13 protein-coding genes are annotated in these 15,384 nt (G+C 70.0%); 1 reads left to right on the top strand and 12 read right to left on the bottom strand.

Annotated features, from left to right (window positions below):
- Window positions 1-2 precede the first annotated feature (2 nt).
- Window positions 3-1,292: a tyrosine--tRNA ligase gene (gene tyrS / locus AC1VNH_RS00250; protein ID WP_483112665.1), complete on the bottom strand. Its 1,290-nt coding sequence runs from the start codon at window positions 1,290-1,292 to the stop codon at window positions 3-5.
- Window positions 1,293-1,395: 103 nt separating this feature from the next.
- Between tyrS and AC1VNH_RS00245 the strand changes: the two genes are divergently transcribed.
- On the top strand, window positions 1,396-1,992 hold the full coding sequence (locus AC1VNH_RS00245) for a hypothetical protein (RefSeq protein WP_483109390.1): 597 nt from the start codon (window positions 1,396-1,398) through the stop codon (window positions 1,990-1,992).
- 6 nt (window positions 1,993-1,998) lie between these two features.
- Here the strand turns inward: AC1VNH_RS00245 and AC1VNH_RS00240 are convergent, their stop codons facing one another.
- From AC1VNH_RS00240 to pstC, 11 genes are all read right to left on the bottom strand, one after another.
- On the bottom strand, window positions 1,999-2,634 hold the full coding sequence (locus AC1VNH_RS00240) for a SatD family protein (protein WP_483109389.1): 636 nt from the start codon (window positions 2,632-2,634) through the stop codon (window positions 1,999-2,001).
- Between the two features lie 55 nt (window positions 2,635-2,689).
- Window positions 2,690-3,442: a phosphate ABC transporter ATP-binding protein gene (locus tag AC1VNH_RS00235; protein WP_483112664.1), complete on the bottom strand. Its 753-nt coding sequence runs from the start codon at window positions 3,440-3,442 to the stop codon at window positions 2,690-2,692.
- A gap of 402 nt (window positions 3,443-3,844) precedes the next feature.
- Window positions 3,845-4,693 (bottom strand): sortase, encoded by an 849-nt coding sequence (locus AC1VNH_RS00230; RefSeq protein WP_483109388.1) that lies wholly within the window; start codon window positions 4,691-4,693, stop codon window positions 3,845-3,847.
- A 122-nt stretch (window positions 4,694-4,815) separates the two neighbouring features.
- Complete coding sequence (locus tag AC1VNH_RS00225; RefSeq protein WP_483109387.1) at window positions 4,816-5,544, bottom strand: hypothetical protein; 729 nt, start codon at window positions 5,542-5,544, stop codon at window positions 4,816-4,818.
- Between the two features lies 1 nt (window position 5,545).
- Entirely contained in the window at window positions 5,546-6,634 is a 1,089-nt protein-coding gene (locus AC1VNH_RS00220; RefSeq protein WP_483109386.1) for a hypothetical protein, read from the bottom strand.
- 144 nt (window positions 6,635-6,778) lie between these two features.
- A complete protein-coding gene (locus AC1VNH_RS00215) occupies window positions 6,779-7,834 on the bottom strand; it encodes a hypothetical protein (protein ID WP_483109385.1) in 1,056 nt (351 codons plus the stop codon).
- Between the two features lie 26 nt (window positions 7,835-7,860).
- Entirely contained in the window at window positions 7,861-8,961 is a 1,101-nt protein-coding gene (locus AC1VNH_RS00210; RefSeq protein ID WP_483109384.1) for a hypothetical protein, read from the bottom strand.
- A gap of 45 nt (window positions 8,962-9,006) precedes the next feature.
- Window positions 9,007-11,484, bottom strand: a complete 2,478-nt coding sequence (locus AC1VNH_RS00205) for a hypothetical protein (RefSeq protein WP_483109383.1) — start codon at window positions 11,482-11,484, stop codon at window positions 9,007-9,009.
- On the bottom strand, window positions 11,427-13,082 hold the full coding sequence (gene pstS / locus AC1VNH_RS00200; protein ID WP_483109382.1) for a phosphate ABC transporter substrate-binding protein PstS: 1,656 nt from the start codon (window positions 13,080-13,082) through the stop codon (window positions 11,427-11,429). Before pstS ends, AC1VNH_RS00205 begins: the two co-directional genes overlap by 58 nt.
- A complete protein-coding gene (gene pstA / locus AC1VNH_RS00195) occupies window positions 13,079-14,353 on the bottom strand; it encodes a phosphate ABC transporter permease PstA (RefSeq protein WP_483109381.1) in 1,275 nt (424 codons plus the stop codon). Before pstA ends, pstS begins: the two co-directional genes overlap by 4 nt.
- Window positions 14,353-15,378, bottom strand: a complete 1,026-nt coding sequence (gene pstC, locus AC1VNH_RS00190; RefSeq protein WP_483109380.1) for a phosphate ABC transporter permease subunit PstC — start codon at window positions 15,376-15,378, stop codon at window positions 14,353-14,355. Before pstC ends, pstA begins: the two co-directional genes overlap by 1 nt.
- Window positions 15,379-15,384 lie beyond the last annotated feature (6 nt).

Here is a 15,384-nt window from a genome sequence, read left to right as displayed (position 1 = left end):
GGTCAGCCGCGCGGAACGAGTCCCGCGAGTGTCTTCTTGCCGCGGCGGATGATCGATACGCCACCGGGAAGGCCGGCGCGAATCGTCGCCGACTCGTCGGCGACGCGTTCGCCGTCAAGGCTCACTCCGCCCTGCGCAACAGCGCGCCGCGCCTCGCTCAACGAGGAGACGAGCCCCGTCGCGACAAGGGCCTGCGCCACGGTCATGTCCGGCTCGATCTCGGCGTTCGGCAGCTCGTCGATCGCCGCGCGCAGCGTCGCGGCATCCAGTGCGGTCAGATCGCCCTGCCCGAACAGCGCCTCGGATGCGGCGATGACCGCCTCCGCCGCCTCGAGTCCGTGCACGAGCGCCGTCACCTCCAGCGCGAGGCGCTTCTGCGCCGCCCGGCGGAACGGCTCGGCCTGCACCTGCTGGGCGTAGCGGTCGATCTCCTCGCGCGTGAGGAACGTGAACACCTTGAGACGGTCGATCACGTCGGCGTCGTCGGTGTTCAGCCAGAACTGGTACATCCGGTACGGGCTGCACATCTCGGCGTCCAGCCAGACCGCGTTGCCCTCGCTCTTGCCGAACTTCGTACCGTCGCTGTTGGTGATCAGCGGGGTCCCGATCGCGTGGACCGAGATGCCCTCCACTCGATGGATGAGGTCGGTGCCGCTGGTGAGGTTGCCCCACTGGTCGGATCCGCCCGTCTGCAGCACGCACCCGTACTGGCGGTACAGCTCCAGGTAGTCGAGCCCCTGCAGAATCTGGTAGCTGAACTCGGTGTAGCTGATGCCCGCCTCGGAGTTCAGGCGAGCGCTGACCGCATCCTTCTTGAGCATCGTGCCGACGCGGAAGTGCTTGCCGACCTCGCGCAGGAAGTCGATCGCCGACAGCGGCGCGGTCCAGTCGAGGTTGTTGACGATCTGCGCGGCGTTCTCGCCCTCGAAACTGAGGAAGCGCTCGACCTGTGCGCGCAGGCGCAGGACCCACTCCTCGACGGTCTCGCGCGTGTTGAGCGTGCGCTCGGCCGAGGGACGCGGGTCTCCGATGAGCCCGGTGGATCCTCCGACGAGTCCAAGCGGACGATGGCCCGCGAGCTGCAGCCGGCGCATCACGATCAGCTGCACGAGGTTACCGAGGTGCAGGCTCGGGGCCGTGGGGTCGAAGCCGCAGTAATACGTGATCGGCCCCTCGCCCAGCACGGCGCGCAGCGCCTCGGGATCGGTGGACACATGCACGGAGCCGCGCCAGACCAGTTCGTCCCACACGTTCGAGAACGAGGGGTCGTTGGCGGGGGCGGTCGCGCTCACGACGGGCGTAGACACGCCTGCCAGCGTAGCAACTGGCCGGGGCTGCGCCGTCTCTCGGCGCGGGAGGACGGCACGAGTCGGAGGCGACTGGAACACTGACTCCATGTTCGCCCTCTCTCCCGAGCTGATCGTCGCCGGCGTCACGAGCCTCGCGCTGCTGCTCGCCCTGTCGGTGGCCCTGATCCTGGTGCTCGTCGCGCGCCGTCGTTCCGCCGACGTCGCCCTCGCCGTGGCCACGGGGCTCGTGCTCGTGGGACTGGTGAGCGTCGTCGTGCTCCCCGTGGAGATCCCGCTGATCATCGGGCTCCCCCTCGCTCTGCTCGGGACGGCCCTCGCGGTGACCGGGGGCGACCCGCTGACGCGTCGCATTCTCGACATCGCCACACACGGTCAGGTGCGCGAAGGCGACGCGGGCGGCATCCTCGTCTTCCGGTCGCGCACCGTCGATGGCGCGGAGGGAGGGCTCGAGGAGGTGCTGCGCGGGGGCACCACGATCGGCTACCTCGAGCGGCTCGCTGTCGCGCTGTCGCTGCTGGCGGGGTTCCCTGAGGCCATCGCCGTCGTCGTCGCGATCAAGGGCATCGGCCGCTTCTCCGAACTCGCCACCTCCGCTGCGCGCGAGCGCTTCATCGTCGGGACGCTCGCCAGCCTGCTGTGGGCCGGTGTGGTCGGCGCACTCGTGCGTCTCGCGATCTTCTGAGGTGCCTCACCGACGCCACTGCGCGAAGCCCTCCACGAGTCCTGCGGCCCCGGACGCGGTCAGCAGCTGTGACACGGCGGATTGCGTGATCTGCTCGCGCTCCGCCAGCTCCCGCTGCGTGAGCCCCATGCATCGCCCGTAGACCAGACGTCGCGCGCGCTCGCCCATCGCACTCACGAGTTCGTCGCGCGCCCAGACGTACGCGTTCGCCAGACGCACCTGCTCGCGCACCGCCACGTCCTCGTCCTCAGCTGCCTCGATCCAGGTGCGCACCGCCGGCATCGCGCGCACCTGCTTGGCGTGCAGGGCGTCGATCGCGGCACGGGCCGCCCACCACGCCGGCCCCTCCGCGAGTTCGCCCGCTGCCGCCTCCACGGTGTACACCTCGCCGACACCGACCCCGAAGCGGCACTCGAGGCCGTCCGGGAGCGCCAGTGTGATCAGCAGGATGCCGGCCAGAGCCGCACCGAGGTCCGGGTACTCCCCCTGGAACTCATCGCCCACGGTCGCGCTCAGCATCCGATCCGCCAGAGGCAGGTCGGCTTCGACCGAGGCGAACACGCTCTCGATCCTTCGCTGCGCCCCGGTGCGGTCCGGGAGCGCGCGCGATCCGACGATGTCTGCGGTCACAACGGTTGCCATACCGCAAGAATAAGCCAATAGCTAATTAATCGCCATAATAAGCGTTTGGCTTATTTCACCCGAATCGGCCGTTCACATAGTCGAAGGTGCGGGGGTCGAGCGGATCGGCGAACATGGCCTCCGTCTCGCCGTGCTCCACGATATGCCCGGGCTGCCCCTGCGACGCCAGGAAGAAGGCGCACTGATCGGAGACGCGCTGCGCCTGCTGCATGTTGTGAGTGACGATCACGATCGTCACCTCCTGAGCGAGCTCCAGCATCGTCTCCTCGATGACTCGCGTCGAGGTCGGGTCCAACGCCGAGCAGGGCTCGTCCATGAGCAGGACGCGCGGGCGCACCGCCAGCGAGCGTGCGATGCACAGTCGCTGCTGCTGGCCGCCCGAGAGCCCGCCGCCGGGTGAGCGCAGCCGGTCCTTCAGCTCGGACCAGAGACCGGCCTTGATCAGGCAGGTCTCCACGAGGTAGTCCTTACGCTCGCGATCGGCGCGGATCCCCGTGAGCGCGAGCCCCGCGAGCACGTTGTCGTAGATGGACATCGCGGGGAAGGGGTTCGGTTTCTGGAACACCATTCCGATGCGCTTGCGCGCGTCGACCACCGGGAGCGTCGGCTCGTAGATGTCGTCGCCGTCCAGGAGCACCTCCCCGGCGAGCGATGCGGAGGGAACCAGCTCGTGCATGCGGTTCAGAATGCGCAGGAAGGTCGATTTCCCGCATCCCGACGGGCCGATCAACGCCGTGATCCGTCCGGCGGGCATCGTCAGCGAGACGTCCTGCAGCACCTGATGCTCGCCGAACCAAGCGGAGATCAGGCGGGCGTCGAGCTGCGCGGGCGCGGCGAGCGCACCGGCCGCGAGCTGGGCCTCGGCGAACTCGAGACGCTCGCGCGTCGCGGCCGCACCCCCGGTGAGGACGATCGCCGAGGGTGCGGACGTCGCCGCGCTTCCTCGACCGAGCGCGCGACCGAGAAAGCGCGGCCGTTGACGCTGGTCGCGCCGGGATGCGGGGAGCACCTCAGCGGCGAGGACGGAGTCACGGACCACCTCGGTGACCGGCTCGTCCGACGCGGAGGATGTCGGCGCCGGAGAAGACGGCGCGTCCGCACGATGCGCGACCGACACCACCTCGGTGATGGTCTCGTCGTACGGCGTCGGGTCGCCCTCGGTCGAGGGCGCGGGGTCGTCGTGAGGTGTCGACATGTGGACGTGCTCCAGTCAGATGAGGTTGGGCAGAAGGACCGCGACCTGTGTTGCGGTGACGAGAGCGGCGAGCCCCACGAGGGGGACGAAGACGATCCAGGTCCTGCGCCAGCCGAAACGGCGCAGCGACCAGATGGCGCCGAGCTCCGCCGCCAGGAGGAATTGAAGACCGAAGATCAGCGCCCACACCGTCCGGACATCGGTGGCCAGCGCCCGATCCTGCGGAGGCAGCGTGACCGAGGTGGTCTGGCGCGCCCCGCGCGCCTGACCCTCCCCCACGAGCATCGCGTCCACGTACTGCACACCCACGGGGGCGAGAGGACCGCCACGAGCGGTCATCAGGATGAGGCGACTCTCGCCCGCTCGCGGGTTGGCAGGCGCGGGGTCGCCGGCGTACCGCGTTCCCATGGTCTCGAACACCAGCTCCCCCTGCCCGGTCGTCACCGTGAAGCGGTCGCCTGGAGCGAGGTGGGACAGCGCCCCGAAGGGGCCGCCGTAGGCGAAGGATCGGCCCATGAGCACGCTGACCCCGACCTGTCCGGGCAGCACGGTGTCGCGCCGGTGTCCGGGCCCGGCCATCAGCGTGGCCCCCGACGTCCCCTCAACGACGACGTCGTGGAGACCGATCTCCGGGATGTCGATGATGGCCACCGGAGCTCCGTCCGCCAGCAGGACATCCTCGAAATCGCCCTCCGAGACCGGAGCCGTCCCGTCTGCGAGCTCCGCGCGGAAGCGGTCCCGCAGCTGCTGCTGACTCGCGTGATACGTGATGTTGCCGATGACGACGATGGCCAGCAGGAACGTCGCGACGACGGTCGCGATCATCACGAGGGTCGCGCGGATGACGGCCTGACGCAGGGTCAACGGAGGCCTCGGCGACCTCGGCGGTCGGCGGGGCATCCGCGGGGGTCGGCCCGGCGGCTTCGCCGGTTCCCGGGGCGGTGCCGATGGCATCGGCGGCTGCTGCGCCACCTGTGCCACCGCGCTCACGCGGCGCCCGCAGCGGAGGCGGTCCGAGGAGCGATGACCGTGGTCGCGGTGATCCGCAGGAGCACGAGGGCGAGGGCGATGAGCGCGAGTCCGGTCAGCAGCAGCCACGGCAGGACGTAGACCACCGCGGCGCGGCTGACGGCCGCCGTCTCCTGCCCGTCGATCTGGGAGGGCGGAGTGAGCGTCACGCGCCCGACGACGAAGGGCCACTGCCCCGAGCCGCTCAACGTCGTGGTGACGACGCGGGTCTCCTTCGGCTTGAGCGAGCGCACGCGCACCTGGGCGCCGTCGATGCGCGTGCCGAACGCGGTGGCGAGGCTGAAATCCGCCGTGGCATCGATCGTCTCGGACGACAGGTTGCGCAGCGTCACCCACAACTCCGTCGCGCCCTCCAGCGGGTTGAGTGTCGGCCGCGAGGTGCCGCTGATGTCGCTGAGGTAGAGACCGCCGGCGATCTCCAGGTCGCCTGCGGCCGGAACGGGAGCGGGTGAGTCCGTCGCGACCGCGCTCGCCCCGGAGGTCTGCGAGGACCCGGACGACGACCTGCCCACCGGCGGCGCGCTCGAGGCGGGAGCCGACGTCCCGACGACGGGCACGCTGATGCCGATGCCGTCCGCATCCGCATCCTCTGCGTGAGCGGGGAGGGCGATGAGAGAGACGGCGACGAGCGCCGTTCCCACCGCGAGGATGCTGCGCGCCCAACGACGCACGCGGGTCGGGGCCACCTCAGCTCCCCGTTCCGACGGTCTCGCGCTCGGCCGCGGCCCGCTCGGCTTCGGCGCGGGTGAACGCCATCCACTCGGCGGCACGCTTGTCGTCGCGCCGACGTCTCCAGCGCACGTACACCACGAAGAGTCCGCCGAGCACGAGGAGGGCGACGAGGGCCCACGGCACGGCCCAGAAGCCCGCCTCGCGGTCCACCTGCGGAGCCGGCGGCGCCTCGCCCGTCACGCCCGTCTGATCGCCTCGCGAGTACAAGGATGCGGTCGCATCGACGTACACGTATTGACCGATCGGGCCGAGGTCGTACGTGAGGGTGCGGGAGGCGCCCGGGAGGAGCTCGTCGAGGTTCTCGAGTCGGCGTTCGATGAGATCCGTGCCGAAGAAGCTCTTCGCCATCAGCACGAGCGTCGGCGCGAGGGCGACGTTGCCCTCGTTGGTGACCGTGAGGGTGACGCTCGCACTGCCGTCGAACGGGTTCAGCGCCGGCTCGTACGTCGCCGTCATCCCCGTGATGTTCAGGAGCGACTGCAGGTCGCCGGCGACCCGCACATACATACGCGTGCCCACGCGGCGATCGACGAGGATCTGATCGGACGGGGACTGGGAGGACACGATGAGCCCGCCCGCGTGGTCGCCGGGGGGTGCATCAGCGGGGACCTTCACCGAGAAGCGGATCGCGCGGGCGTCTCCCGGAGCGAGCTCGAACTGCATCCGCGTGGAGCCGTCCTCGAGCACGACCCAGGAGCCGGAGTCGGTGGCGGCCGCGTTCGCATCCAGGAGGGCGAAGTCCCCGTTCTCCGTGTTGAAGGCATCGGTGGCGTACACGGTCACGCGCTGCGCCGTCGTGCCGGTGTTCTGCACGCGATAACAGTCCGCGACCTCCTGCCCCGGTGCCGCGTCATAGGTGTAGCGCGAACGACCGTCGGCGGCTCCCGCGTCGTCGCAGGGGCCTCCGGCAATGGCGTCGGTGTCGTCGGCGTGCGCGCCCGAGGGCGCTGCCACCACCAGGAGGCCGGCCGTAAGAAGCGTCGCCGACAGCGCGATGATCGCGCGCAGCGCAAGGGCACCCGTTCGGGTTCGGGTCTCGAACACGGATCATTTACTCCATATCTGGCTGACCGCCGCACATCCACGGGGTGAACGCGCGGCGAACAGGGACAAGCGATCCGCCGCGCCCGGGTGAGAGCCCGGGCGCGGCGGGTGGGGGTGGGACCGTCCGGCCCCACCCCCGGGAACTCACTTCGAGACCACGGTGACCGTCATCGTCGAGGTGTAGGTCCCCGCCGGGGTGCCCAGCGGAGCGGTCAGCGTCAGCGCGGCCGACAGGTCGGTCACACCCGTTCCCTTGCCCGCGGGGGCCTCGGCGAACTTCGCCGCCTCCGTGGCACCGGTGAGCGCCGACACGGCGGAGACACCGGCAGCGGTCGAGGTGGCCTTGACGGCGGGAACGATCGCCAACGCGGTGGGATCGATCGTGTTCGACCCGCTCGTGAACGTCGCCACCGAGGTGTTCACCGTCCAGCCCGGCTTGGTCGCGTAGCGCTCGTCGCTGACCTGGAAGGTCGGCAGCGTACCGGTGGACACCGACCTGCCCGCGTTGTCCAGCGCGGCCGCACCCAGCGTGGCCTTCTCGCCGGTGGGGATGCTCAGCGACAGCGCGCCGTCGACGGGAGCCGCAACGGGCGCCTCGATCGCGATCTGACCGTCGATCGGGTCGCCGCCGCCCGAGGTCACCGGCGTCGGATACTCGTACGTCCAGTCGGCCGTGCCTGCGGTGACGTGGATGTACGCGAAGGCGCCGAGCCCCACGAACGTCACCCCGTTGTTCTTCGTGTACGCGATACCCATGCTGTAGTCGCCGCCGGCGGCCTTGATGGGCGCGAAGGACGCGCCGGGGAACTGGTTGAGCGCCGCAGGAGCCTGCAGGACCCGCTTCGTGCCCGGCTCGAAGCCGATGTCGACGCGCGTCGCCCAGTCGGCGATGGAGGACTCCTTGCCGCGCGGCGAGATGAAGATGTAGGTCGACTCCGCGTCGGCGGGCGCGTCGGCGAACCGCTGGTCGGGGTCGGTGGCGCTGGGCGCTCCGACGAGCCCGGTCGTGTACTCGAGCTGGGTGCCCGAGGGCACCACCACGCCGGTGTCCAGCGAGTAGAGGAAGTAGGGCTCGGGCGTGCCGTTCGGCGTCCAGTCGCCGACGGCCGCGGATGCGGCGCTGGCGCCGAACCCGGCGACGCCGAGTCCGAGCGAGAGGGCGAGGCCGGCGGCCGCGACCTTGGTGATCGAGAGTTTCATGTCGATGCGTCCTTTGGGGTTCGGGCTCAGAGGGTCACGAATGCGAAGAGGGGCGCCGTCTGCGACGGGGCGAGGAATCCGAACTTCTCCTTGACGCGACGGGGGGTGCCCGCCAGGCCGCCGGTGAAGTTGGTGAGGCTCGTGGTCTTGCTCGGGTCGACCAGAGCCGCGAGCGACGCGTCGTACTTGGCGTCACCGGGGGTGATGCGCGCACGCTCGACGACGAGATAGGTGTCGCGACCGAACGTCGTGTTCGCGTAGTACGTGGCGTTGGGCACGGTGCTCGCGCCCGAGCCGGTCACGGCAGTGGTGCCCGACACGGCGCTGCCCAGCGAGACACCGGTGGCCGCGGCGACGGTGTTGACCCCCGCGGCGCCCGTCACCTGAGCGGTCCAGCTGGCCACCGAGAACGGGATGATCTCCCCCGCGGCCAGCACGGTCGCGTCGTTCTCGGGGGTGGTGTTGTTCGTGTCGATGCCGGCCTTCAGGCTCGGATTGCCGATGGCGCCGAGGAAGAAGGAGCGCGTCCCCGATCCGTTCTGCGGCAGACGGGGGTTGACCGCGACACCGTCGATGGAGGTCAGCGTGCCCTCGTAGACCTGCTTCAGCTGGGCAGCGGTCAGGTTCGCCCACGCCGCGGTGCCGCCCTTGTAGATGTAGGACACGGCATCCCGTCCGAACGGGACATAGGCGAGCTTGCCGTCGGCATTCTGGTTGGCGCCCGGGCCGCTCGAGGAGCGGGCGATGTCGACCTGGCCCGTGATGGTCTTGCCGTTGTAGGCGGTGCCGGTGATCGAGGCACGCAGCGCCGTGACACCGTTGCCCGAGCCCGAGGGGCGCTGGAAGTAGGGCCCGCCGGACTTCGTCTGGATCTGGCTGCCCGCACCCGTCGAGGGGAACGCGTCGAACGAGCCGATCGTGTCGCCACCAGCGGTCTTGACACGTACGGTGGACCCGGTCACCGAGGTGCCGTTCGCGAGTGCGTTGGCCGCATCCTGGAGGGTGTCGGAGCCGACGAGCACGTAACTGTTGGACACGACCTCGGCGTTCGCCGAGCCCGCCACGAACCCGCCCGCGACGACGACGCCCAGCGCCGCGGTCACGGCAGCAAGCCGCTTGAACTTCATGGTGTTCTCTTTCTGTCGGGTGAAAAGGGTGATGCGGAAGAGAGGTCAGAGGCGTCGGCGCAGACGGCCGACGAAGGGCACGGCGCCGGCGGCGGCGACGCCGGCCAGCAGACTCACGGGAAGGGCCTGCGTCAGCGCGCCCGTCTCGGGGTCGTCCGGCGTCGCCCCCGCGGACAGCGCCCCCGACGCCGCTCCGGATGCGACGGGGTTCGGGGCGGATGCGGCCGGAGCGGCGGGAGCGGGAGCCGGAGCGGCGGCGGCTGCCGGCGCAGGCGCCGCCGGCGCGGGGCTGGCCGTGGGCGCCGGCGCCTTCGCGTCGATCGCATCGGCGGCGGCGAGCGCCTGCGTGCGCCACGCCTCGGGCAACGGTGCGTACCCCTCGGGGAGTTGCCCCTGGAGGTTGCCCGGTGTCTGTCCGTCCTTCGCCGCGAAGCGGATGAATCGCGCGTAACTGGCGGCCACCGCATCCGAGTTGAGAGACGTGTTCGTCGCCGCGTAGACCGGGATGGAGAGCGGGTAGGCATGCGCGTCGGCGCGCACGGCCGCGGAGAACGGGTCGAGAGCGAGAACCTGCGGCTGCGTCTCGGAGGCGGTCATCAGCGATGCGGCCGCCAGGATGCTCGCGGTGTCGGGGGCGACGAACGTTCCCGCGGGGGTGCGCAGCTTCGCGGTCACGGTCTGATAGCGGCGGGCGGAGGAGGTGTCCGTCATCGCGATGACCTTGCGGTCACCGACGAGGTCACGCGCCTTGCGCTGCCACTTGGGCGGCTGCGCGATCGGATCCCACTCCCCCACGTTCAGCCCGTCGCCGCGTAGCGCGTAGTAGGCGCCCGAGACGAGATCGTTCGTGTACGGCCGCCATGCGACGGAGTTGAGAACGCGCGGCTCGCCGGCGTAAGCCTCCTCGGGGTCGACCTTCGGGAAGTCGTCGCGCGGCAGTTCGAGCGCGTTGCCCGTCGGGTTGACGCCCGCATCCGTGGAGGCGTAGGGGTTCACCCTCATGCCCCACGGGTCCGCTTCTCCCGCGAGGAACGCGGCGGCCTCGTCGTCCGCGAGGATGTAGTTCCACACCGCTCGCGCGTAGCCGGAGCGCCCGAGCGGCACCATGAGATCGGCGACCGCCGGGCTCACGATGGCTTGGTCCCGCCAAGTCGGATTGACCGAGAGGAACTCCGGGTCGAAGACGATGTTGCGGGGATTGCGACCGAGATGACTCGTGTCGGCGTTGGTGGGCAGCGCATCCGTGTAACTGGAGGTGAGCAGCTTCGCCAGCAGACGCGGCGTCAGGTTCATCTCCTCGAACGGACGCCGCGCCGCATCCTGTTCCTCCGGGGGCGCCACAGCTGAGGGATAACGATCGACCGCGAAGGTCACTGCGATGCCGGTGAGCGCGATCGGCGCATACGTGAGCGCATCCACCTCGCCATCCCGGGGCCGAACGGGCTGCGACGTGAGCGCGAGCGGCGAGTCCGACACGGTGTTGGCGCTGGCCGCCGCATCCATGTCGGTCGTCGTGATGAGCGTGTAGGCGTCGCCGTCCTCGGCGCCGCAGAGGTCGGGCTGCCAGGACGAGACCGCGTCGCTCGCGAGCTCGGAACCCGCGAGCTGCTGCTCGCCGACACCGATCGCACAGTGCGTGCCTACGGGCTGGAAGTCGAGCCGCACCGCGATCCGGTGCTTCCACTGCTCCCAGAACAGCGGGGATGCGGTGTTCGTGCCCGCACCGCGCGGAACGACGACGAGCCAGCACGGTTGTCCGGTGACCGCGCCGTCGGCGCCGGTCACCGCGGCGCCGCAGCCGAGTCCCGGCGACTGCAGGGCGGTCTGCAGCTCGAAGGTGACGGCTCCCGTCCCCGAGCTGTTCGAACCCGCCCAGGGGATCTCGTTGGTCGTGTACCGCGTGAAGTAGGCGTTCTCGTTCAGGTTGACGCCGGGGATCCGCTGATTGTGCTCGTCGATGCTGCGCACCACGTCGGAGACGCCCGTGCCCGCGTCGGGAACGGTGCGGAAGGGGATGCCGGTGTAAGAGCCGTCCAGCCCGCCCTTGCCGAAGTAGGAGTAGCGGGCATCTTCCGGTGCGATGGCCTCGGCCGAGGAGCGCCCGTCGTCGCGGCGCGCACCCGGGGTGGCGAAGCCGCCGAACTGGCACGTGGTCCGAGACGGGAGGTACTCGGCGTCGTCGTTGATGACGTCGCCCCAGCACTGCATGATCTGCAGGAAGTTCTCGCCGCCGGTCTGGCCGCTCGGCAGGGTGGACGCCTTGCCGCCGGTCCACGAGACCGACACGGCCTGCGCGACCAGGTCGGCGGTCTGCGACACGGTGACCTGGAGATCGGGCATCGGGGCATCGCCGAGATAGATGTCCTGGTCTCGGGCCGAGACCGTCACCGCCGATGACGGCGAGGTGTCCTCGGCTCGCGCTGCGCCCGTGACGGCGAGCGACACCGACAGCACGGCCGCACAGGTCACGACGCCTGCCGCGACGGATCGCACCCACGTGCGGACGAGTCCGTTTCGGACCACGAGAACACCCCAGTTCCGGCCGCCCCAGCGACCACACCACACGTTAGGAATCCCGTGCGAATCGGCTGTGTCCGCACTGGGAATGACCGGGTCCGCCGTCCGTCGGGTTGCCCTCCGGCGGGTGAACGGCGGGTGCCGCGATTCAGCGACCGCGCCCCCGCGAGCGCAGCAGCAGCGGCGGCGCGAGCAGGACGACGGCGACGATCACGACCGCGACGAGCATCCCCGTCTGGGACGGGCCCCAGCTTCTCGGATGCCAGGGTGAAGGGCGACGAGAGCGCGGTACCGGCCGCTCCGGATCCGGAGACCAGATTGCCGTTCGCGTCGTAGACCGCATCCGAGGCGGCACCGGCGGCGCTTGCGCCCGCCGTCGCAGCGGCGGCGGCCGCACCGGAGGACCCGGCACCGTTGGTGCCCGACGCCGGCGCGGTACCCTCTCCCGCGCCCGCATTGCTGCAGGAGTCCGCGTTGTAGGGACCGACGTTCGATCCCGGGATGCGCGAGATCTGGTCGAACGCGGCCTTCACGAGGTTGTTCGGCAGCGGGGAGTATCCCAGGGCCCCGGCCTGCTTCTGCCCCTCGCACACGATGTACTTGACGAACGCGCCGAGCGTGTAGCCCTTGCGTTCGTTGAAGATCCCGCCCACTTGGGTCGGCACGATCATGTACGAGTAGCTGGAGAGCGGGTACGCCGAGGGGTCGGCGTTGTTGTAGACGCCGTCGAGGATCTGGGTCAGGTAGTCCGGTGAGGACTGGTCCTCGTTGATGCGCGCCTCACGCAGCGCGATCTCGACGTTCGCCGCGGTCGGCTCGACGTAGTTGCCGGCCACGTTCTTGAGCTTCACGACGGGAAACCCGGACTTCATGGCGTAGGAGTACTCCACATAGGTGATGGAGCCCTCCCCATTGGTGGGGTTGCCCACGTAGCCCGAGACACCGAGCGATCCGCTCTGCGCCTTGAAGTTGAAGGACGTGGGGAACTGCGAGGTCATTCCCGTCGCCCACGTCTGCGGGTACTGCGTCGACATCCACTTCGTGAACTGCGCCGTCGAACCCGAGCCGTCCGAGCGCACGACAGGTGTGATCGCGCGGTCCGGCATCACCAGCTGCGGGTTCTCCGCCTGGATGGCGGGATCGTTCCAGCGGGCGATCTGGCCCGTGAAGATCTTCGCGACGAGATCCCCGGGCAGTTGCAGGTCGGTGACGAGCTTGCCGCCGATCTTCAGGTTGTACATGAGCGATGTGCCGCCGGCGACGATCGGCAGGTAGGCGTAGGGGCGCGCCGACACCTCGGCGGGCGACCCGTCTTCGGGACGGGCCTGGAACGGGATCTCACTGACCGCGAAGTCGACGGTGTCCCGGATGAAGTCGTTTCGCCCCGCCGAGGACCCGGTGCCGTTGAAGCTGATCGTCATGCCGTAGTTGTGGGCGACGTTGCGTCGCCACTGGTCGAGGGCGTTCTGCGACCAGGTCGATCCGGAACCGGCGATGGCGACGTAGGTGTCGGCGCGCGCGACCGTGGTGCCGCCGAGCGTGGCGGCGCCGACGAGGAGGACGGCGAGGGCGGCGTGCAGGGCACGGCGACGGGGGCGGTTCACGGGTTCTCCTGAGAGCGGGTGGCGGGTGCCGGAGCGGGAGCCTCGAACAGAGGGGGACGACGGACGATGCGCATGAGGTCCTCGCGCGAGCGGCGTGCCGCACGGTAGCGCTGCCCCTCGGAGAGCACCCCGGCGCCTCGGCCGCCGATCAGCCGCGCGATGACGAACAGGCTGAGCACGAGCAGGATGAGAACGGCCGCGGTCCCGAACCCGCGCGCCACCATGTTGGGCTCGGGCGACTGGACGAAGGTGAAGACCTGCAGCGGGAGGGAGATCATCGGCCCCGAGAACGGATCGGTGTTCATCTGGGCCGTGACCCCCGAGGTGAGAAGCACCGGCGAGGTCTCGCCGATCCCCCGCGCGGTGCCGAGGATGACGGCGGTCGCGAGCCCCGAACGCGAGGTGGGCAGAACGACCCGCCAGACCGTCCGCCACCGGGACGACCCGAGCGCGTAGGACGCTTCGCGAAGCTGGTGGGGCACGAGTCGGAGGACGACGTCGGCCGAGCGGATCACGATCGGGAGCATCATCACGGTGATCGCGATGGATGCAGCGAAGCCGGAGCGCTCTTTCGTGATCAGCGTGATGATCGCCGCGTAGACGAAGAGCCCCGCGACGATCGAGGGCAGCGCGGTCATCGCGTCCGAGACGGTGCGGACGAAGCGCGCGAAACGCCCCCCGATCTCGTTGAGGAACACCGCGGTCGTGATGCCCAGCGGAACGGTGATGGCCAGGGCGATGCCGATCTGGATCAACGTTCCGACGACGGCGTGCGAGATGCCGCCGACCGACAGCGGGTCGAGGGGCCCCGCGAAGCGCATGGTCTCCACGAAGAAGTTGAGGTTCGACAAGGCGGGAACCCCGCGAGCGAGCGTGTAGACCGCCACGAACACGAGGGCGGCGAGCACGATCAGGCCCGCACTGTAGAGGAGGACCGTGACCACGCGGTTGACCACGGCCAGCCGGTCGGCGGTGAGGGACACGAGAGCGGCGTAGGCGACGATGAACACCACGAAGGCCACGGCGATCCACCCCACCGGCCCTGTCAGCGGTGCGAGCCAGCCGAACAGCAGCGTCGCCACCGAGACGCCGGCCAACATCGCGCCGATCAGGTCGTAGCCGTCCGAGAGCGAGGCCCGGCCCGGCCGACGCCGCTCCGGTCGTGCCTGATCCGGCTGCGCGACCGGCACGCGGGTGCGCGGCTGCCCCGCGGATCGCGCGGTCGCGTCCGCCGCATCCCGCGACGCGGCGGTGTCATCGATCAGAGTCATCAGGTGCTCTCCGCTCCGGAGCGAGACCGCGCGACGATCGAGGACGCGGTGAAGTTGATCACGAGCGTGATCAGGAACAGGGCGAGGCCCGCGGCCATGAGGGCCGAGAGCCCGAACTCGCTCGACTCGCCGTAGCGCAGCGCGATGAGCGCCGAGACCGAGTTCGACCCGGTCTTCAGCACCTCCCAGTTGATCGTGAAGATGGGCGAGATGATCATGTAGACGGCGATCGTCTCGCCGAGCGCGCGACCGAGCCCCAGCATCATGCCGCCGATGATGCCGCCGCGGCCGAAGGGCAGCACGACGGTGCGGATCATGCCCCAGCGCGTCGATCCCAGCGCGAGCGCCCCTTCGCGTTCACCGATCGGCGCCTGCGAGAACGCCTCGCGCATGATCGAGGTCTGCGTGGGCAGCACCATGAGCGCCACCACCATGCCCGCGATGAACGCCGACGAGGTGTAGGCACTCGCCTCCGTCAGGCGCTGCCCGTCATCGGTGACGGCGAACACCGGGATCCAGCCGAAGTAGGTGGAGATCCACTGCGCGACGGGGACCGCGTTCTCCTGCAGGAACTGCACCCCCCAGAGGCCGAAGACGACACTCGGGACCGCGGCCATGAGGTCGACGATCGTCACCATGGCTCGCTTGACGCCGCTCGGCAGCGCCTCGCTGATCAGTAGCGCCGTCCCCAGCGCCAACGGGAACGAGAAGACCAGCGCGACCACCGCGATCGTGATCGTTCCGAACAGCACGGCGGCGATGCCGAAGGAGCCCGCGACGCCCTCTTGCGGTTCCCAGCGCTGCGTCCACAGGAACGACAGGCCCGAGGTGCCGAGGGCCTGCCCGCCGCGCGCGGTGAGGAACACGCCCACGGCGAGCATGATCGCGACCGTGGTGCCGCCGGCGGCGTAGGCGACCGTGCGAAACACGCGGTCGCCCAGGACGGGTCGCGAGCGCAGCGAGCGTCGCGGAGCGGTCGAGGTGCTCGCGCTGGGCGCGATGACCTCGGTGGTGGCGTCGCTCAACTCTTC

The sequence above is a fragment of the Microbacterium sp. KU4F genome (assembly GCF_056868075.1).
The sequence above is the reverse complement of the archived record's forward strand: the minus strand, read 5'-3'. Positions and strand labels throughout refer to the sequence as shown.

Excerpts from the sequence above, each read along its gene's own strand:
- AC1VNH_RS00245 (WP_483109390.1), top strand. The coding sequence starts at position 1,396 with ATGTTCGCCCTCTCTCCCGAGCTGATCGTCGCCGGCGTCACGAGCCTC.
- AC1VNH_RS00240 (WP_483109389.1), bottom strand. The coding sequence starts at position 2,634 with ATGGCAACCGTTGTGACCGCAGACATCGTCGGATCGCGCGCGCTCCCG.
- AC1VNH_RS00215 (WP_483109385.1), bottom strand. The coding sequence starts at position 7,834 with ATGAAACTCTCGATCACCAAGGTCGCGGCCGCCGGCCTCGCCCTCTCG.
- AC1VNH_RS00210 (WP_483109384.1), bottom strand. The coding sequence starts at position 8,961 with ATGAAGTTCAAGCGGCTTGCTGCCGTGACCGCGGCGCTGGGCGTCGTC.
- pstA (WP_483109381.1), bottom strand. The coding sequence starts at position 14,353 with ATGACTCTGATCGATGACACCGCCGCGTCGCGGGATGCGGCGGACGCG.